General features: G+C 36.7%; 17 protein-coding genes and 2 pseudogenes. 3 read left to right on the top strand and 16 right to left on the bottom strand.

Going from position 1 to position 19809, the window contains the following annotated elements; all coding sequences use genetic code 11:
* Positions 1-11 precede the first annotated feature (11 nt).
* The 3 genes from MVE64_RS20860 to MVE64_RS20850 form a co-directional block, all read right to left on the bottom strand.
* A complete protein-coding gene (locus MVE64_RS20860) occupies positions 12-614 on the bottom strand; it encodes an SCO family protein (RefSeq protein ID WP_247341047.1) in 603 nt (200 codons plus the stop codon).
* Positions 611-1021, bottom strand: coding sequence for a FixH family protein (locus MVE64_RS20855; protein WP_247341045.1), 411 nt, complete (start codon positions 1019-1021; stop codon positions 611-613). Before MVE64_RS20855 ends, MVE64_RS20860 begins: the two co-directional genes overlap by 4 nt.
* 191 nt (positions 1022-1212) lie before the next feature.
* Positions 1213-1479 carry a hypothetical protein gene (locus MVE64_RS20850; protein WP_247341043.1) on the bottom strand — a complete coding sequence of 89 codons (267 nt, stop codon included), beginning with the start codon at positions 1477-1479 and terminating at the stop codon, positions 1213-1215.
* A gap of 234 nt (positions 1480-1713) precedes the next feature.
* On the opposite strand from MVE64_RS20850, the gene MVE64_RS20845 reads away from it, so the two are divergent.
* Positions 1714-1995, top strand: a complete 282-nt coding sequence (locus MVE64_RS20845; RefSeq protein ID WP_247341042.1) for a hypothetical protein — start codon at positions 1714-1716, stop codon at positions 1993-1995.
* 408 nt (positions 1996-2403) lie between these two features.
* Here the strand turns inward: MVE64_RS20845 and MVE64_RS20840 are convergent, their stop codons facing one another.
* The 8 genes and pseudogenes from MVE64_RS20840 to MVE64_RS20805 all read right to left on the bottom strand — a co-directional run bounded on the left by MVE64_RS20840 (position 2404) and on the right by MVE64_RS20805 (position 9330).
* A complete protein-coding gene (locus MVE64_RS20840) occupies positions 2404-2796 on the bottom strand; it encodes a hypothetical protein (RefSeq protein WP_247341040.1) in 393 nt (130 codons plus the stop codon).
* The gene (locus tag MVE64_RS20835; protein ID WP_247341038.1) at positions 2772-3191 is read right to left on the bottom strand and encodes a hypothetical protein; all 420 of its coding nucleotides are present in this window, start codon (positions 3189-3191) and stop codon (positions 2772-2774) included. Before MVE64_RS20835 ends, MVE64_RS20840 begins: the two co-directional genes overlap by 25 nt.
* Before the next feature lie 45 nt (positions 3192-3236).
* Positions 3237-6885, bottom strand: a pseudogene (locus MVE64_RS20830) (multicopper oxidase domain-containing protein).
* A gap of 22 nt (positions 6886-6907) precedes the next feature.
* Entirely contained in the window at positions 6908-7207 is a 300-nt protein-coding gene (locus MVE64_RS20825; protein WP_247341036.1) for a hypothetical protein, read from the bottom strand.
* 26 nt (positions 7208-7233) lie between these two features.
* Positions 7234-7521: a hypothetical protein gene (locus MVE64_RS20820; protein ID WP_247341034.1), complete on the bottom strand. Its 288-nt coding sequence runs from the start codon at positions 7519-7521 to the stop codon at positions 7234-7236.
* A gap of 61 nt (positions 7522-7582) precedes the next feature.
* Positions 7583-8305, bottom strand: a complete 723-nt coding sequence (locus MVE64_RS20815) for a hypothetical protein (RefSeq protein ID WP_247341032.1) — start codon at positions 8303-8305, stop codon at positions 7583-7585.
* A 131-nt stretch (positions 8306-8436) separates the two neighbouring features.
* The gene (locus MVE64_RS20810) at positions 8437-8898 is read right to left on the bottom strand and encodes a hypothetical protein (RefSeq protein ID WP_247341030.1); all 462 of its coding nucleotides are present in this window, start codon (positions 8896-8898) and stop codon (positions 8437-8439) included.
* A gap of 15 nt (positions 8899-8913) precedes the next feature.
* Positions 8914-9330, bottom strand: a complete 417-nt coding sequence (locus tag MVE64_RS20805) for a hypothetical protein (protein WP_247341028.1) — start codon at positions 9328-9330, stop codon at positions 8914-8916.
* A gap of 211 nt (positions 9331-9541) precedes the next feature.
* Between MVE64_RS20805 and MVE64_RS20800 the strand changes: the two genes are divergently transcribed.
* A complete protein-coding gene (locus tag MVE64_RS20800) occupies positions 9542-10783 on the top strand; it encodes a glycosyltransferase family 2 protein (protein ID WP_247341026.1) in 1242 nt (413 codons plus the stop codon).
* Positions 10784-10810: 27 nt separating this feature from the next.
* Positions 10811-11689: a glycosyltransferase family 2 protein gene (locus MVE64_RS20795; RefSeq protein ID WP_247341024.1), complete on the top strand. Its 879-nt coding sequence runs from the start codon at positions 10811-10813 to the stop codon at positions 11687-11689.
* Positions 11690-11697: 8 nt separating this feature from the next.
* Here the strand turns inward: MVE64_RS20795 and MVE64_RS20790 are convergent, their stop codons facing one another.
* The 5 genes and pseudogenes from MVE64_RS20790 to uca all read right to left on the bottom strand — a co-directional run bounded on the left by MVE64_RS20790 (position 11698) and on the right by uca (position 19806).
* Positions 11698-12363 (bottom strand): M50 family metallopeptidase, encoded by a 666-nt coding sequence (locus MVE64_RS20790; RefSeq protein ID WP_247341022.1) that lies wholly within the window; start codon positions 12361-12363, stop codon positions 11698-11700.
* A 101-nt stretch (positions 12364-12464) separates the two neighbouring features.
* The gene (locus MVE64_RS20785; RefSeq protein ID WP_247341020.1) at positions 12465-13424 is read right to left on the bottom strand and encodes a 2-hydroxyacid dehydrogenase; all 960 of its coding nucleotides are present in this window, start codon (positions 13422-13424) and stop codon (positions 12465-12467) included.
* A gap of 195 nt (positions 13425-13619) precedes the next feature.
* A complete protein-coding gene (locus MVE64_RS20780; RefSeq protein ID WP_247341019.1) occupies positions 13620-14237 on the bottom strand; it encodes a PRC-barrel domain-containing protein in 618 nt (205 codons plus the stop codon).
* 191 nt (positions 14238-14428) lie between these two features.
* A pseudogene (atzF, locus tag MVE64_RS20775) lies at positions 14429-16177 on the bottom strand (allophanate hydrolase).
* Complete coding sequence (uca, locus tag MVE64_RS20770; protein WP_247341017.1) at positions 16174-19806, bottom strand: urea carboxylase; 3633 nt, start codon at positions 19804-19806, stop codon at positions 16174-16176. Before uca ends, atzF begins: the two are co-directional and overlap by 4 nt.
* Positions 19807-19809 lie beyond the last annotated feature (3 nt).

The following is a 19809-nucleotide window of genomic DNA, read 5'->3' as shown; positions in this document are numbered from 1 at the left end:
TGACAACTTCCTTATTCATCCTCAACAAGCACTTCCATAGTTGCTACTATTTCCTCAACATTAACTGCTTCGTTTTGATTAGCCATATCAAACAAACCGCGAATTTGCTGATCCTGATCAATTAAAAACATCGTGGTGTTATGAGCAATAAAGTCTCCTTCAAGCTTCTTGTATTTCATATGATAAAGATCTGCAATAGCTTGTGTCTTGTCTTCAGATCCCCTCAGGAATTTCCAACCATCATAGTCGGCTTGGAACGATTGTGAATAGCTTTTCATAATTTCAGGTGTATCATTCTCAGGGTCAAGGGTTATCGCTACAAGCTCTACATGTTTTCCGAACAGATCTTTGTTTTGAAGTTCTGCTTGCAACTTTTGAAAATCAACCATTGTTAGTGGACAGATATCGGGACATTTTGTATAAAAAAAAGTTAATAATTTTACTTTATCATTATCTGAATGATATTCTTGACCATCTATTGATTGAAGTGAAAAGGGTTCTACTTTATCTAAAACGGGCAATTTTTCTTCTTTCGGCCAAACGAAATAGATAAGAAAAAAACCGCCCAATAGAAAAATTGTCGCAATGCTATTTACGACCCATTTTCGTTTCATTCTGCTCTCTCCTTTACCACAAACGAAACTTCACTCATTACATGCTGACCTTTTGCTGTAACATGGTACATTAATTTATAAGCTCCTGACTGATCGATCTTTAACTCAGCAAGAAATATTCCATCTTTATCAAAGCTTGCTTCATACGTTGTTTTTTTCGCTTCATCGCTATCCTGCCATACATCTACTCGTACATCATCCACTTTATCTATAAAATTCCCTTCTTGAGTTAGTAGAAGTTTAACGGTAAAGGGATATTCTGCTTTTATCTCTTCTGGAAACTCCACAGACACATCAATCATTCCATCCTGTTCCTCATGTAAACCATGCTGTTGATGACTTGTTGATTGTTCACATCCACTAAAAATGAAAAGTACAGTTGAAATAATGAACAAATACCTTCTCATATTTACCTCCATAGCTTTTATTACCATTCTATGTGTATTCCCAGATCGCGACCTGAGTATAAAGCGGATTTTCAGGTCTTTGGACATAAGCTTAATCGTTTTTGTATGGAAAAACATACCATAGTTACTATAGGAAGGGGGAGAGTTCTACAACCCTTAGTAAGAAATGCAATGAGTTTAATAGAAAAATCTTAGATTAAAAGGAGGAATAATAGATGAGCTTTAATCATCAATATAACAGCCACCATGGTTGCAAGAAGCACGGCCATAATTATCATGTTGATTGTCATGAATGTAGAAAGCACCGCCATCATTATGATGACTGCGATTGCAAAAAACATCATCACCACCATGATCACGACTGTGATTGCAAAAAACATCATCACCACCATGATCACGATTGTGATTGCAAAAAACATCATCACTACCATGATCACGATTGTGATTGCAAAAAACATCATCACCACGATCATGACTGCGATTGCAAAAAAATCGATACTTGTAAACACCCCATTATTTTTGATAAACGCTTTTTAGTGGATGAACGCATTTTCCATCATCATGACCATTTTAAATTTGATGATTGTCATGACCACCACTTCCATTTCCATCATGATCACGATTGTTGTTGTCATAACCACTTTATTTGCGATGACAGATTTCGATTCCGTTTAGCAGGCTTACAAGGTGGAATGGCATTCCGATTCAGACAACTAATTGGTTCTAGAGTAAAGATAGAAACAGATTGTGAAGCCACAGGTATTGAGAAGCTACATGCAAAAATTTGTCATGTTGGTTCCGATTTTATAGAAGTAGAAGTGATGCAGAAAGAGAAAAAGAAGAAGAAAAAGCCAACTTTAGTGCGTAGAAAGCCTCGCAAAAAAAAGAAGGAAGAATGTAAAAAGCATGAGTTCCGTATGATTCCATTTGAATCTCTTTCATCTATTTCAGTAATGGAAGATGATTGCTGTTAAACCTCTCTTCACTTTGTTTCTTAACCACTTATTACGTTTACCCTTTTCAATCTAATAGAAATCCCGTGATTCCTTGTTAATTCGAAAGGAGGTGATAGTATGAGTTGTTCTTGTAGAAGAAGAAAACATAGCTGTTGTCATTCACATTGTCATCACAGCTACCACTTTGATCATCATTTTAGAAGATCTTGTCACTCCTCTTGTTTTAGACGTCACTTCTTAAGTCATTTCTGTTGTTCGCATCATCACAATAGACATGATGATCATCATTGCTGCCACTAGTCGTTACAAATCTATCTATCTTTATTAAAGGCCGAGAAATCTTTCTAGACTTCTCGGTTTTTTAAGATTTTAACATTAAAAAAGCTCCTCTAAGGATAGGGGAGCTTTCTCAAATCGATTCTACCATTATTCATGAAACTTCATATAGCAAATGGCTGCTAAAGGAATCTCACGAGTCTCCTTTTCATTTTTACACAGTGTAATTGATTCATGTGTAGCATGAACAACTGTTCCAGTTACTAGGTGATTGTCCAATTTTATAGTAACTTTTTTATCTAGTAAAAGGAGAAGAAAATTACTAAGTCGTAGTCGGAAGAAAAGTTGGATTAATTCTGGAGAAGATGAGACGGTTTCGAATCGATAGGCCAATGCCCTTCTAAAACATGGATCAATGTTTAATAGTTCTGGTTCATCCATTCTCTCACAAGTCGGTTCATCAGATTTTATTTGACATATCTTTGTAAATGGCACAACAAAGAATTGATCGTCTTTTCTTAGTTGAACAAAATCAAAGCCCACACAAGATCAACACACCCCTGTGGTCTTCTAGCAATCAATTTTTTCTTCAATTCCCGTTTTTTCTTAACTGTTAATCTTTTTTTTGTGAGTAATTTCTCTTCACATGTTAATTTCACTTTTATGAACTGTCCCATTAATCCGTCAAAAGCCGCTCGACGTGCTTCTTCTGGCTGTTCACCAGACAGTGCTAAATCTAGTAGTAATCTGTTTACAACTGCAATTCTTTCTTCTAATTCTCGTTGAACTTCTTCCGGTAAACATGTAGTAGCAGAAGGGTACTTTGGTGTTGGTATTTGATCTGGACAACATTCTTCCGGAATACAAAAATCATCTGGTGCTCCAGGTGGTACTACCTCTGGGCAACAAAATTCTCGATTTTCATGATGATCATTCACTAATTTTACCTCCTTTCAAATTAAGGGAGGCCTAACCTCCCTTCTTTACTTTTTCAGTTCTGGTAAATGTTCTTTAGGCTTATCATGAACTCGAATGATTCCCCACATTCCTTGTTCAATATCCCAGCGAATATTTCCTGATCGGTACATATAGTCACCAGGGAAATTGAATGTGCCGCCAGCACCACCAATAATAGGTAGGTTTTCCGCAGCACCGGCAATTAAAAATCCAACAAAGGATTGAACACGAGAATCAAGGTCTTTCCAATCAAACTTCCAATAATGCCCGTGTAAATGGAAAGTGTGTGCACGTCTTCTTTCAGAAGGATTTGTCAGCCTGATCATAATCGGGTCACCCGGATAGGCTTCAAAAACAGGTGTAGCTGGGTCACCGAATACTTTTGAGCTAAATAAATCACTTAATACAGGGTGTTCACGATATCGATTAATAAGGCGTTCACTTCGGTAGTTAAATCCTCGTGAACCAAAGTCATAAGTGTCAACTTCTGCTTCAGGTTCAGGCTCTGGTAATATTCCTTCAATCGGATCTATAATGACCTGATTGTTCTTATCCTCAAGCCTTACACCATCATGCATGATCAAGACAAACTCTCTCATTTCAGGTAGAAACGGATTTTTCAACACAACATTAGCACCTGTTTTTACAGGACATAATGTGTGTGGATCATGATACGTTGTAAATCGTGGCTCTGCCACAAATGCCCCGAATGCTCCAAACGAACGGTGGTTTCTGAGGTCTGCAACATCCCACATCGAACATGTTCCATGAGCACCATCAACATACCAACGATATGTGATTTTCTCATCTGGACCAACCGTTTGATCCGGATTGAACCCAACTGTATCTCCACTCGATGTTTTTACATCATAATCTAACAAACTAGTATGAAGAGAGATCCTCAACGAAGGCGGATAAAATGCTTGCTCCTTCACTGGTGGGTAAGGGTGAATTCCATCTGGAAATGGAAATAGTTCGAATTTTAGTTTACTTGTTAATGTAACCTCTATAAGGTCACCTACATTCCCTCTTAAAACAAGTGGCTCAGGATTCTTTTTCCCGCATAAAATATCTTCTACATCCTCTTCAAGGGCAAAGATTATTCCATATGGGTCTTGATCTCCATATTTGTTGTATATAATTGGCGTTTGAAAACATACAACATTATACTCTTTAACTGGTGGATCACATGGTGCTTCAGGCGGAAGTGAACATAATGGATCTGCCAGTTCAGGTGGCTTACCTGTTACTTCTGGTAATGGCTTTGTTCTAGGTGGTGGACATGGTCGATCTGGTAAAACAATAAGATCGTCAACAAGCTCATCATAGGCACGAATTAACCCCCAAGTACCTAACCAAACATCTTCCTCATCTTCAAATGCCCATAGATAGTCACCTGATGTGTGTACCTCTGTTTCAAACGTAAATGACTCTGATATTCCAATATGCTGTTGAGCTTGAAAAGCAGAATCTAAGTCTGCCCGTTCAGATTTCCATTTTAATCCATGAAGATTAAAACTATGTGACTCCTCATGCGCCCCTTGTATTAGACGAATTCGAATTGGATCACCTTCATAAGTTCTAAATATCGGTGTTACAGGATCACCATTCACATATGAACTAAAAGAATAAGCCGGGTCACAATCTTCTCCTAATCTAAACTGTAATGGTTCATTCTTATAATTCACCCCAAAAACACCTGGATCTTCTAGTGATCCTGGATATTCGGGAGCCTGAATTGGGCAGCCATCTTTATCAAATAAATAGGCAAAATCGTGTACAAATAATGTTTGATCACGATAATCAGGGATAATTGGATTAACTACCGTAACTTGAGCTCCATAATCCACTTCTTCTCCTGTTTGACTATCAAAAAATTTAGAGAACCTTGGTTGAATAACCCCCGCACCGAAAACTCCATGCTGCTCATGTGATGTAGCAAAGAGATGATCATGGAAGAAGAATGCTTTTAGCTCCGTGTCTGCATACCATTCATAGCGGATGGTTTCTCCTGGTAAAACAGAACTATCATAGTTCCAACCCACATTGGCTCCATCTGTTACAAGTACATCAAATTTTACAAAGTGGATATGAAATCCTACTTCATAGGCTCTGGTTACAAGCTGAAAGGCATCTCCATCAAGGATATGTGGAAGTCTGTTTGTAAAATTCATTCTTATACATGTACCAGCAGGAATTTGAAGAGTTATTGGCTCTGGCTCTTTCCTTCCCGCTAAAACATCATCAATGTCTTTATCCATAACATAAAATCTTCCTTTAGGATCATGCCAGCCTTGTCGATTATAGATAATTGGCATCTCAATTAAGGAAACATCATATTCTACTACAACCGGATTTGATAAACATGAATCAACAAACACTGCACCAGGTCTAGCATTAGGAACTGCTGCGTTCTTCTCCAATACTGTCATTTCCCTACCACCAACAATTCCTAGTGGCGGACGTGGAGCTTTGCAGCCAACCTTACCTGGAATAAAATTAGGAAATCCAGGTCTTTCTTTCGTTGGACGTGGTGGACAAGGACGATCTGGTAAAGGTTGTAATGGTGCAATAGGAACACCATTTGGATAACATTGACTACCATCCTGAAGGGTATCAAATATACGGTTAATTCCCCACATTCCTACTTCAAAGTGTGGATACAAGTGACAGTGGATAATAACATCTCCATAAGCACCATGCAGACTTCCTAAACCGTATAATGGTGATATATCATAATGAGACTGTGGACTAATAGATTGAGAATCGATAATTTCTGACATGGTATTACTTTTATCTCTTAACCATTGATGAACATGATAGTGAAAAACATGTGTTTCCTTTACTCCACCATGAATGACTCTAAAAACAGCAGGATCACCTTTATATCCTCTTAAAATTGGTGTCGCTGGATCTCCAAACACCCAAGAATCGTGATGAACTTCTTCTCCTTCTAATTCAGGGGTAACAACACCTTCATCTATTAACCTTAATCTATTCCTTAATGGCTCATATCTAAGATTTACTCCGTGGAATGACTCAGATTCTTGATTTGTCATAGGATCTAATGGACGATTGCCAGTTAAATCATTCACTTCCATTTCATCATTAAAAAACCATGCATATTCTCTAAATGAAGGTAAAAATGGATTATGAATATCAGCAAATACTCCACTATTCAGTGATCCTCCAGTTACCGGATCGGTCCACCATGAACCTCTTTTTTGTACAAGTAATGCACCAAAAAGTCCTTGAATACTCGAGTTCCTTTTCAGTACTAACAGGGTTGCCTAAATCCGTAAAGAAATAGGTTCCCTCAACCGTTGCATTAATTCTATATAGTATTTTTTCTCCACAAGGAACAGTTGTATCTGGGTTAAATCCTACATTTGCTCCATCTGACGTTAATACATCATACTCTGCTTCATGAAAGTGCATTCCTGCAGCAAAAGGAAGTTTATTTTCAAAAAGAATTTCAACGATATCTCCTTGATTTGCTCTAATTGTAAGAGGCTGAACTAAATCAACTGGAGTAAAAGGATTTTTTCGTACGCAGTCTCTTACTTCATCTTCGTTTTCCTTTAAAACATAAATTCTACCATCCGGATTGTAGTCTCCAAAGTTGTTCACGACAATACGAATTGGAATGGCAACGACATGATATTGTCGTATCATATTGTTCCTCCTTTCTTAAATACTAAGATAAATCATTTAATTTAGGGATTCTTGCCTCCCCTTCTCTTTCAACATAAAATATTTCAATTTGATGGGCATGAATAAACCATGTTCGATTTTCAAGCTGAGAAAAATGTGTGGCTTCCACATCTATTAAAACCATATCTTCCATTACATCTAATATTTCACCAACAAACATAAACGGAAAAGATGGTGTAAGGACAAAAGCACGCTGACCTATATTTTCTGTGAAATAGTCAATTATGGCTTGATCTCTTAAAACATTAATATCTGAAGGATCTAAATTTGATTTTTTAGACATATTCTAGGAATCTCCTTTCATCAGATTTAAATAAGAGGTATTCTCTCATTGCAATCAAAATTAGGTGTAAACTGGGCAATTTTTTCAAGAGGGATTGACAATGGCGTAGGAAATTGATAAAAAGGTGCATTCAGTATCTTAATTGTTGCAGGAGAGATGGTAACAAAACCTGTTTCCACTTCTACGATTGGTCCACAGAAAATAGGACGAAATGTTTGACCTAATAAATTTAATTGAGGAGACTCTGTGACTATTAAGACATCCTCACCTAATAACTTTTTAAGCTCTCTAAAAATATCATCTTCAATATTCATAGTTAATTCCTCCTTTCGACCTAATATTATATAGTATTAACCTCATAATATTTCGACTCTATCACATACCTATTTTTTTGGAAAATATAGTTAAAAAGGAAAAGAACCTTAAACTATTCACTGAATGGATATGTTTTAATTCAATCTCAGGCTTTTTGTTCATTGAGGAAAGATAAAGAATATGATCTTGTACATCCCTAATTTGACCAGAGTATATTCCATCTTTGGCAAAAACCTTTACCCATGCCCCCTTCCACGTTTTTAGATTTGTATTTAACGTCTCCTCATAGAACTGTTGAATTAATGCATCGCGTTTTGAAACAGTCTGTCCAAAATGATGAAGTAATTTCTTTTTTAAGTCGTTATCAAAAATATAGGACTGATGACTATTTGAATAGTTCGGTATTCCAGAAGGTACATTTGCAGAAATAATAGAATGATAAGGAAACCAAATGCGGTCTTTTAAGTTTGTTACCATGACAAAATCTCGGCCAATCGCGGTGACTTTTCCAAGAGTATAATTCGTATTCTCACCGTTTTCTGAATAAATCTCCACTTGTTGATTTCGTTTCATCTTAAAAAACCTTTTCAACATTAAAGATTTTCTTTGTTCTGGTGCTGCATTTGTAATTTTAAATAAATTGGCTTGCTCCATATATTCGTTAAAAACGCGTATTTCTTCTGTAGACGTTGAACCAGCTGGTGAAGTAAATGTAACACCAGATTCATGGATAGGATCTTTTTTACGTTCCTCTTTTTTTCTTTGTTCCAGTAATTTTTTCACATATTCATCGTGCCTTAGCCTGTTTTCAACCCGTTCACCCCTTTTTGATGAATTTCTAATAATCTATGCTTGAGCTAAAGAATTGCTATATATTGGGATCATAATAGGTGAGTGTTATGGATTTCCCAGCTTTACACTTTTAAAGAAAATAACAATAGAAGAGTTGTAAGAAGATGAAGAAATAAACCAAAAAGACCAAAAAAGAGGACCAGCTCTTGCTGATTATAAATTTGTGCAGGAAGGCTACAAATCGTTGGATCTAATGAAACTGCTCCTATCATAGTCCCCATCACGGCGCCTGTGCCACCACTGTAAATGCCTGCAATAAGAGTTTGCGAGTTTAATAAAGAACCTATCGTCACCCCTATAGCTACACCGATTAAAAGATTCATAAAGCTGATGACATTAAAATGATTAGAGAATAAATAAAAAAGGTTGTTAGTGATTACAAGGCTAACAATATTACCTCCTGTTATTGAAACGATAAACCCGAAACGATCACTAAAAAGATAACGAGAACGAAATAAGACTCGATAGCCAAATAACGCAATAAGACAGTTTGTTATTAAGATCGTCAGCACAATGGTGTTCAATTTTTTTCACCTATCTTAAGAAGAATTTTTTGATGAAAGAATAAGTAATCCAAATGCTCCAATCATACAGAACTCAAGAAACAGAATAAATGTCGTTCCACTTGCTGCTGCTCCGATCATCGGAGACATAATTCCCATCATCAATCCATTGATAAAGCCTGTTAATAAAGTTTGATAATCAAAAAGTCCACCAAATAAACTACCTATTATTAGTCCAGTTAGTGTTGCAATTATCGTAATTTCTAGAAAATGAAGCGGAAATTGATTAATTAAAATAACTCCAGTACCGATCGCAATACTACCACCAGCAACCATCGCTATATTCATACCTAAATGAAAACCAATCAACTTCCGTCTTTTATAAAAGTAAATATACGTTAAAAGTGCCACTACAAGATTCATATAAATAAAAACGCCAAACCACTCGGACATGTTTATCACCTCTATATAAAATATGAATTAATTGGGAACATGTTCCTAATAGCCAAGCTCAATACTAAATTCTCCTTAAGTGATATGTAACCATTTTAGCTAGAAGTAAGGTTACTAGCTTATACATCCTTCACCATTCTTTATATCTTATATTGATTTGCTTTTATAAAATTTTTCATAATACATCGTGATGAAAGGTTGTTTCAGCTATATGCTCAATTACACGACGAATGATTACTTTCTAAGAAGAAACACCCAAGCTTCCGAAGAAGTGGAAATAAGTATCATTATCCCTTCTTACAACAAGTATCCTTTAAATCTATATACTCTTTATTCTCTGGAAAAACAACACTATGATCTTTCCAAAGTAGAGGTTTTCTTAATAGATGATGCTTCTACAGATCAAACACCTGAGCGAATAGAGACCTACAACCCTCCTTATCATTTTTACTATTTTCGCTGTAAAAAAAATATCGGCAGGGCAAAGGTGAGAAATTTAGGTATTCAGCATGCTCAAGGAAAAGTTATTATTTTTTTGGATGCTGAAATGTTTGTAGAACCAAGCTTCCTTCAAAATCACTATCAATATCACCAGCAAAAAGAAAACTTAATTGTAACGGGAGCTATGTCTTATAAAGGCTTATACTCTTGTGTATTTCCGGATTTCCAACCCAAACAAATGCAAGAAATAACAAAGTTAATTAAGGATAACTCTAAACTTTCTTCTCGCTTTTCGACCTATAAAAGCTCATCGCAAACAGCTTTTCCTTTACTTAAAAATAAAGACTTCGACCGGGGACGGTATAAAACATTATGCTTCGAGAAGTCTTCCTGGTTTAGCTTCATCCTGGAGCAGTATGGTCCTAATTTAGATGGTTTTTCATTTCCTTGGATGGCTTTTTTAACGGGAAATGTTTCTTTAAGAAAATCTATGCTAGATAAGGTCGGTGGATTTGATGAGGAGTTTGTGGGATATGGCTATGAAGATTGGGAGCTTGGATATCGATTATATAATGCAGGTGCAGAATATATAGCAAGTGATCAAGTCATTAGCTATCATCAAGAACATCCAATTAGCTCGGATAAATGGCAAGAGGCGATAGGGAATTATTATCTTTTTCTAACAAAACATCCTGATATTGACGTTCTATTTTTAGGAATTGAGATAAGTCAGATCGCAAGTTTAGATGATATGAACGAATTGCTCAATGAGTACAAAGTTTTTCTAGAACATGATCTTTATGAATTTACATTGTTTAACAGGATGTTTATTAAAATCCTTGTAACAATCACTTTACTTTTAAAAATAGATATTAGACATAAAAACATTTTAGGAGCAGCAGGGTTCTCAGAAAACCAGAGAAATGAGTTGTTCGACGAAGTAATGAGACTGAAAAAATTAAATCGTTACAACAAAATAACAAAATTTATTGAAAGAATCATCTCCTCTTAACTTTTAAAAAACAAAGGAGTCATACCAATGAAAGTATCCATTATCACATGTACGATAAGAGATCAATTTATGGAAAATGTTTTTATGAATTACGAACAACAGCAATGGGATGAAAAAGAGCTTATTATCATCTTAAATAAAGATGAATTAAATCTTAGTATGTGGCAGAAAGAAGCTGAGAAATATCAAAATGTTCGGGTGTTTCAATTACATGAAGGAGCTACATTAGGAGATTGTCTTAATTTTGGGATCTTAAAAGCAAACTATGACTACATTGCTAAATTTGATGACGATGACTGTTATGGACCAAACTATCTTTCTAATTCTATGAAAGTATTTAAAAATGATGGTGTATCCATTGTTGGTAAAAGTTCATACTACGTTTATTTTACAAATAAAAAAGCTCTAATGCTTATTCAAAACAAAGAGAACACTTATGATGAAACTGTTTCAGGAGCTACTCTAATTTTTAGAAAAGAAGTTTACAACAACGTACAATTTCAAAAAAGAACAAGAGCTGAGGACTACTTTTTTATTGAAGATTGCAAAAAGAACGGCTATAAAATATTTACAACAACTAAAGATGATTTTGTCGTCATTAGACACGATTCAGGAAATCACACGTGGAAAATAGAGGACGATGATTTCCTCACATGGGGAGAGACGATTGCCTATACTGATGATTTCAAGTCTGTTCTACCAGGATTCAAAAGGCCGCCAATAAAAAAAGAAAAACCAAGCAGTCAAAACAGTAAGTTAGTTAGTGAAAATAATTCTAAAGAAAAAGCTCTGGCCCTAAGAGAAGTTTATAAGACTATGTTGAATCACACTCTTCAACAACACCAAAACCAGGATTATACGGAATATATTCGTTCTAAATATTTTAATAAAACGAGATCTTTGTAGATCTCGTTTTACGAATAAAAATGATCTTTAATTGAAAGTATTGCAACATAAATCGCCTGTAAAAAGAACAGAAAGCCCCATAATACAGCAGGAATTTTAGTATAGCTTGCTAAACTTGTTGCATCTCCAGCAGCCTTTCTCCGAATAAGACTAATCATAAATATGTGCAAAGCAGAGGAAACGGACTGTGTTAATAAAATTGAAGACAAAAAATAGGCTAAGAAGGTTTGCACCTCAGTATGATCACTATAAATAATCCATCCACACATCATGATAAACGTAAAAAGCCATAAAGCCCCATAAACGTTTCGAATCCATAACAATAAATTTAAAACAGCAATAACAACAAATCCATATAAAACGAGAATAACCCGCCCTTTCGAAATCAGCAAAAAGCAAGCATATACAGCAATAGATGAAAACGTGTAGCCTGCATAGGCAATCACAACACTTGAAAACCATCCTCTTTGTCCAGTAACTGCTTCACCAGAAGTATTGTGAAATAACTTTATTGAATACACCTTTCCATTAAGAAGTAACGCCGCAAGTGCATGACCATTTTCATGTATCATTGTGTTCACCATGGAAACATAACGGCCTATAACGGGTAAGTTCGAAACAATTAACGCCAAGATTATATAAAGGAAAATATGATTTGTTTGCAATAGTCCCATAAGAACCGTTTCCCCTTTCGGATATACCTATTGCTATTCTAGGGAAAAAATTGAAAAAGTAAACTTAAAAAAGGAACAGATTATACACCTGTTCCTTTTAACTATCTTATTATGTTTGGAGGCGTTTCTCCATCTAGTGCTTTTGAAAGATTTTCTGCTGCTAACATCGCCATTTTTTCTCTTGTTTCTTTTGTAGCAGAGCCGATATGCGGCAATGTCACAACATTAGGCATAGTTAATAGCGGGTTATCCTTTTCTACTGGTTCGTGTTCAAATACGTCTAAACCAGCACGTAATATCCACTTTTGTTGTAAAGCTTTAATTAACGCTCGCTCGTCAACATTTTTCCCTCTTGATCCATTAATGAAAATCGCTGAATTCTTCATTAATTGAAAATCTCGTTCACCGATCATCTTTTCTGTCTCAGGGGTATGTGGAATCATAAGACAAACAAAGTCAGATTGAGTAAGCAACTCATCTAACGAGCAATAAGTAGCACTAAATGCCTCTTCGGCTTCTTTTTTTCTAGAACGATTATAATATAGAATTTCCATATCAAAGCCAAAATGAGCTCGTTTCGCAATGGCTTGTCCGATACTTCCCATTCCGATAATACCCAACTTTTTATGATGAACATCCACACCAAATAAATCTTCATTTTTGCTTCCATTCCAATTACCTGATTTCACATAATGATCGAGCTCTGTCATTCTTCTAGCGGTTGCGAGAAGTAAACCAAAGATTGTATCAGCTGTTGTGTCGTTTAAAACCCCGGGTGTATTAGTTGCGATAATTCCCCTGTTCTTTAACTCTTCTAAGTCGAGATTATCATAGCCTACCGAAATATTAGAAATTACTTTTAGCTGTGGCGCATGATCTAACAGTTCTTTATCCATTTTCATGCTGGCTCCTAACAATCCGTCAGCATGTTGAAGTTCTTTTATAAATTCATCATAATTATTCGTATGTAAATTTTTGAAATAGCTAACTTCAAAGTTTTTCATTAAAGTGTTTACAACTTTTTCCGGAACTTCTCTATATATCACAACTTTTTTCTTCACTAGAGCACCTCTTTGTATGAATTAGTTTTATTTAAATACTTCAAGTTTGTTATCAAAATCCCTTCTTTTTCAGGTTATAACCTATTAATGTTTGAGAACTTGAGAACTAAGTAATCCTCCTCAGAAACAGTACTGAGGAGGATTACTTCTTTGGCCAATTTAGATCAAGTAAAAGGGAAAGTACAATATTAATTGTTAATTGTCAGAATCAGGATCCTTCTCATTATTTAATTTATTCAATTTTGGTAATTCATTCAGTATTAATTCATTCAACATACCCTTTAAGGCATCTTTTTTATTGCTTTTATTCCCTGTCTTTCCTCCGAATTGCTCTTCTGTTTCTAAAATGGGCACCATTTCAGATGAAGATTCATTTGTAATTACTCGCTCTTTGCCAAGGTATAGTACATTTTCAATTGGTAAGAAAAATTTATTGTTAGCTGAATGAATAAGTAAACTTTCCAAATGCCCGTTTTCCTCATTAAAATAATAATCTGAAATAACACCGGAGTGTTCCCCGCCTCTTGTAATAACCTGAGAACCAATCAATGGGACCATTTTATTTATAAAAGGAATATCATCTAAGCCTATAATAGAATTTTTCTGTTCAATCATAACCGCAGAATCTCCAACTCCAACGACCATGTCATAGGATAGTGCATTAAGGCCCCCCTGCCAATCATCCTGTCCTAAGATTAAATAATTAACTGATTTTTCATCAGGATGAATAATTAAATCTTTAATTATTCCTAGCTGTTTCCCTTCAGAAATACTAATAATAGGTAAATGTAATAACTCTTTAGCCTTTTTCATTTTTAGCCTCCATTTTTAACAACTTACCAAAACTCTATTCAACCGATACAATAGGGAGATATCACTGATAAGAACACTGTATTAAGTAACTGTATTTTTATATGTTTTTCTGAAATTAAAATGTGCAACGAAGACATTAACTAAAATAAAAACCCTTGCTTGAACTATTCAAGCAAGGGTTTTTATAAGCATTAAATTTCTAACAAAATTTTTCTCCAGCTTCCTGCATCTGAAATATCTTCTGCGTCTTCAGCAGCGTATCCTTCACAAATAAATCCTGGTACTTCTACACCATCTTGTAACTCAACCTTCCCTATTCCAAGTGGCGCAGGAATTAATGCCGCAAAAGCCCCAAATGAGGAAAGTGGCATTTCCCAAATTTCTAGCTCAATTGCTTTTCCACCTGTTTGCTTCTTAATCAATCCTGGTTTCGCTGGCTCAGTTGGTAGTTTCACAAATTGATATTTTTCAGCAGTCACATCCTCGCGAATAAAGGATGCACCAAATTCAAGCATTTGCTTTTCTAAAGGAAAGCCTCTCATATGCAAACCACATACAGCAACTAAAGTGGTTTCTTGTTTTGCTGGCATTTTATTAACAAATGCCTCGGCAGCTCCAGTAATCAATCCTTCATTATGAGACAAAGCAAAGAATGTAATTCCAAAAGGCAGGTTTGGTGCTGCTTCGCCGGCTTGGACGGCAACCGCACACAAATCTAATAAGTTACAATGATTTGTGTAAAGCCCCCATTTCACTATTTGTTTTAATCGGGTCTTCACGGACTTGATCACGATTCCATGTTCCACCTGCAGTTGGCGTAACAAGAACAGCATCATGTAGTAGCTTGCTAGCTTTTAATTTATATTCCTGTAGCTTGTGCATTGAATGAAAAACAGATGCAGCATCATGTTTTGGTTGTGAACCTGAACGAAGGACTTTTTCCGTTACCGGGAAAGTTACTCCTGGATGATTATTAATAAAGCCGCCTAGATCAATCCCCATCGTTCCGCTACAAACGGTCCATTATAAAGAATCGCTGCTGCTTCTGCAAAGAATTGATAGTCAATGTAATCAATTTGGATATTTAATTGTTTGATTTGGTTAACAGCTCCATCCCAAGCTATTTTATACTCCTCAGCAAAAGGACCATAAAACATTAAATCATCTTTTGGTAAACAAATTTTCTTAGGAAGCTTAGCTTGTGGAATGGCAAGATCACGTGACCAAGGATCTTCTTGATCGAAACCTCTAGCAATCGCATCTACTTTATACGCTTCTTCTAAATTATGTGAAAAAACTGTTACACAATCAAGGCTGGCACATGCAGGTACAACACCCTTTGTTGGCCATGCTCCTAAGCTCGGCTTTAAACCTACTAAATTATTAAGCGCAGCAGGTACACGACCAGAACCTGCTGTATCTGTCCCCAGTGAGAAAACAGCCTGCCCTCTTGCAACTGATACAGCAGATCCAGAGCTGGAACCACCGCTTATCAGCTCTGGACGAAGCGAATTATGGGTTTCTCCATAAGGGCTTCGCGTTCCTACTAGACCTGTTGCGAATTGATCTAAATTTGTTTTCCCAACCGGAATGGCACCTGCAGCTATTAATCTCTCAACGACTGAAGCATGTTTAGTAGGTGTATAACTATATTCTGCACACCCAGCTGTTGTTGGAACATTTGCTAGGTCAATATTATCTTTTATAGCAAACGGGATCCCCCATAACGGTGATGACTCAAAATCAAGCGCTGAAAGACGGTTAAGATAAGGTTGAATATGTTCCATTTGAGGTGCTGTAATCCAAATATTCATTTCCTCATCATCTTGGGAACGTTGAATAATTGCCTCTATAACTTCTTCTGGCTTCAATTCTTTTGTTGCATATTTTTCACGTAACCAGTTAAGTGTTAATTTCAAAGGAATTTCCAGCTTTCTCATTGAGCAACACCTACCTTTTTTTCTTCAAAGATACTGACAATCAATTGACCTGCATGAACTGAATCTCCTGGTTTTACATATACTTCAGCAATTTCTCCATCACAAGGAGCCGCTTGAGGAAATTCCATTTTCATACTTTCTTCTATAATAAGTACATCACCTTTTTTTACCTGCTGACCTGGAGAAACAAGCACTTTCCATACACTCCCTGGCATAGAACAATTAACAGGGATTGAGCCTTCTGGAATTTCATCCTCTTCAATTGAACCCATTGAATTTTCTTCTAAAACATGCTCTGCAATTCCTTGCTCCTTCCATCTTTTACGTTCTGCATGGAAGGCTGCTTGTTGACGTTGTTTAAACAACTCCGTACTTTCTTTTATGTCATCTTGGAACTTCAAGTATTCCCCGAGATCGAATGTTGTTTCGGTAATATCAACTTCAAAACGACCACGAAGTACATCTTCACGGAGTTGTAGCAATTCATCTGCTTCAACTGGATAAAATTGAATTTGATCAAAAAATCGTAATAACCATGGTTTACCTGGTTCAAAGCTCTTTGTTGATCGAAGCTTATTCCACATTTGAATCGTACGACCAACAAATTGATAGCCACCTGGTCCTTCCATACCATATACGCACATATATGCTCCGCCAATCCCAACAGCGTTTTCTGGTGTCCACGTTCTAGCTGGGTTGTACTTCGTTGTAACTAATCGGTGTCGTGGATCAATCGGCGTTGCCACAGGGGCTCCTAAATAAACATCTCCTAATCCAAGAACAAGATAATTAGCATCAAAAACTACATTTTTCACATCTTCAATACATTTTAAACCATTTATTCGTCGAATGAATTCAAGGTTATCCGGACACCAAGGTGCATCCTGTCGAACATTTTGCTGATAGCGTTCTGTAGCTAATTTTACTGATGGATCATTCCAAGATAATGGTAGTCGGACAATTCTTGATGGTACCTGAATCGATTCTAGTGGTGGTAAGTTACGATCAATTTCTAATACTTTTTCAACAGCTTCTTTCACCGCTATTTTTGAAGCATCAATATGAATTTGTAATGAACGAATTCCTGGTGTTAGATCCAACACAGGAAAATCCTCGCTCTTCTGAATCGCATCCATTAAGACATGTGCTTGGAATCGTAATTGTAAATCAAGCTCCATATCTCCGTATTCTACAAGGAGATTTTCATCTCCACTGCAGCGAATTGTAATTGAAATTTCTCTATCCTTTTCGGATGCTAAAATAGGGTAAGCAGATGTCATCTCAACTTCAGGCTCAGCAAACTGAATTTCACTTAACTGAGCAAAATTACCTTCTCCGATTGCATGAAGATTTCCATCCTGTAGCTTTCGCAAACGAGCTGCCTCTTCTAGAGTCATTAATTTAAATTGAACAGAATCACCAGGATGCAGCTGACCAATTTTCCAAAACTCTGCTGAAGCAGTAGTAACAGGGCAAACAAATCCACCAAGACTCGGACCATCCGGACCAAGTAAAATTGGCATATCACCAGTTAAGTCAAGTGTCCCGATTGCGTATGCATTGTCATGAATGTTTGATGGATGCAGACCTGCTTCTCCACCGTCTTCACGTGTCCATAATGGTTTTGGACCAATTAAGCGGACCCCAGTGCGCGAACTGTTAAAATGAATTTCCCATTTTGTTTCGGTAAGTTGTGTTAAATAATTCGGTTGCAAAAACTCCTCAGTGCAATGCGGTCCTGGAATAACACCAATTGTCCATGTGTTGTTAACTGTTGGTTGATATTCTATTGGAAGTGCATTTGTAGCAGGAGGGATAACATCATTATGAACAGATAGAACATCCCCTGTTCTAAGTGCTCTACCACCATGTCCACCAAAGTTTCCGAGTGTAAATGTAGAAGAGCTGCCTAATATTTTCGGCATATCGAATCCGCCTGCTACTAACATATAAGCTCTCATTCCAACCTTTGCTTCTCCGAAAGATAAGATCTGACCTTTTTGGGCAAAAATTGGTTTATATAAAGAAACTTTTTCACCCTCTAGCTTCGCTTCCATATCAGCACCGGTTAAACAGAACCACATCTCATTTCGGAATTGATAAGACCCTCCTCGTAATGTAAATTCCAATCCAGGTGCATCGTCGTTATTTCCTAAAAGCTTATTTCCCATTCGAAAGGACAAAGGATCCATCGGTCCACAAGGTGGTACACCAACATCCCAATGACCTTTTCGTCCAGGCCAATCTTGGATTGTTGTTTGTATCCCTCCATCTAGTACTTCAAGTGCATTTTCAACTGCTTCAAAGCTGTTTAGCATTCTAGTGTACACATTTCCTGCGACACATTCCTCTTCATGTAATAATGCTTGTAAATACTGTAGATTCGTTGTAATTCCATACATTCGGGTTTCACTTAAAGCTTGAATCAATTTGCCTATTGCCTCTTGTCTGTCTTTACCGTGAACGATAATTTTTGCAAGCATTGGATCATAAAGAGATGTAACAGTTATTCCATCACGAATCCATGTTTCATTCCGAGCAAGATCTGATAAAATCACTTGATCTAACTGCCCTGCACTTGGTCGGAAATCATGAAAGCAATCTTCTGCATAAATTCGTGCTTGGATACTATGTCCTTTTGGTTCAGAAACAAGGGTCTGTAAATTCTTCAACTTATCTGCTGCTTCCTTTACCATCCACTCCACTAAATCTACACCTAATACTTCTTCTGTTACTCCGTGCTCGACCTGTAAGCGAGTATTTACCTCTAGGAAGTAAAATCCACAGCTTTCAGGGTCATATAAAAATTCAACTGTTCCTGCACTGCGATAGCCTACTTCTTCAGCTAAACTCTTTGCAGCAGCAAACATCTTTTGGCGAACATCTTCAGAAAGCTTAGGAGCTGGGCTTTCCTCAATAACCTTTTGATTCCGACGTTGAATCGAGCAATCTCTCTCCCCTAATGTCACTACTTCTCCGAGACGATTACCAAAAATTTGGACCTCAACATGTCGTGCTTTCTCAATGTATTTCTCCAAAAATAAGCCAGCGTTGTTAAAATTCGTTTCCGCTAAATGACGAACACCATCATAGGCTGCTTTGAGCGCATCCTCATTGTCACAAACACGCATTCCAATTCCGCCACCGCCTGCTGTACTTTTTAAAATAACGGGGTAGCCAATTTTATTTGCATGATTTAATGCTGTATCAAGAGAGTCAATTAAATCCGTTCCAGATAACATTGGTACGCCAGCTTTTTCAGCAATTTCACGTGCCGAGTGCTTTAGACCAAACATCTCCATTTGCTCTGGGGTAGGACCAATAAAGGCAATCCCCTTTTTCTGACACGCTCTAGCAAATTCAGCGTTTTCACTTAAAAAGCCATATCCAGGATGAATCGCTTCTGCTCCTGTTTCAATAGCTGTTTTAAGAATAAGTTCAGCATTTAAATAACTGTCTTTTGCCGCTCCCTCTCCAATGAGAACTGCTTCATCAGCATTATCTACATGCAGGCTGTCTTGATCAGCTTTCGTATAGACCGCTACCGATTTAATTCCCAGTTTTTTTAATGTTCGTTCAATTCTTACTGCAATGGCGCCGCGATTGGCGATGAGTACTTTTTTAAACATAAA

Source organism: Metabacillus endolithicus (genome assembly GCF_023078335.1).
In the GTDB taxonomy this organism is placed as follows: domain Bacteria; phylum Bacillota; class Bacilli; order Bacillales; family Bacillaceae; genus Metabacillus; species Metabacillus endolithicus.
The sequence above is the reverse complement of the archived record's forward strand: the minus strand, read 5'-3'. Positions and strand labels throughout refer to the sequence as shown.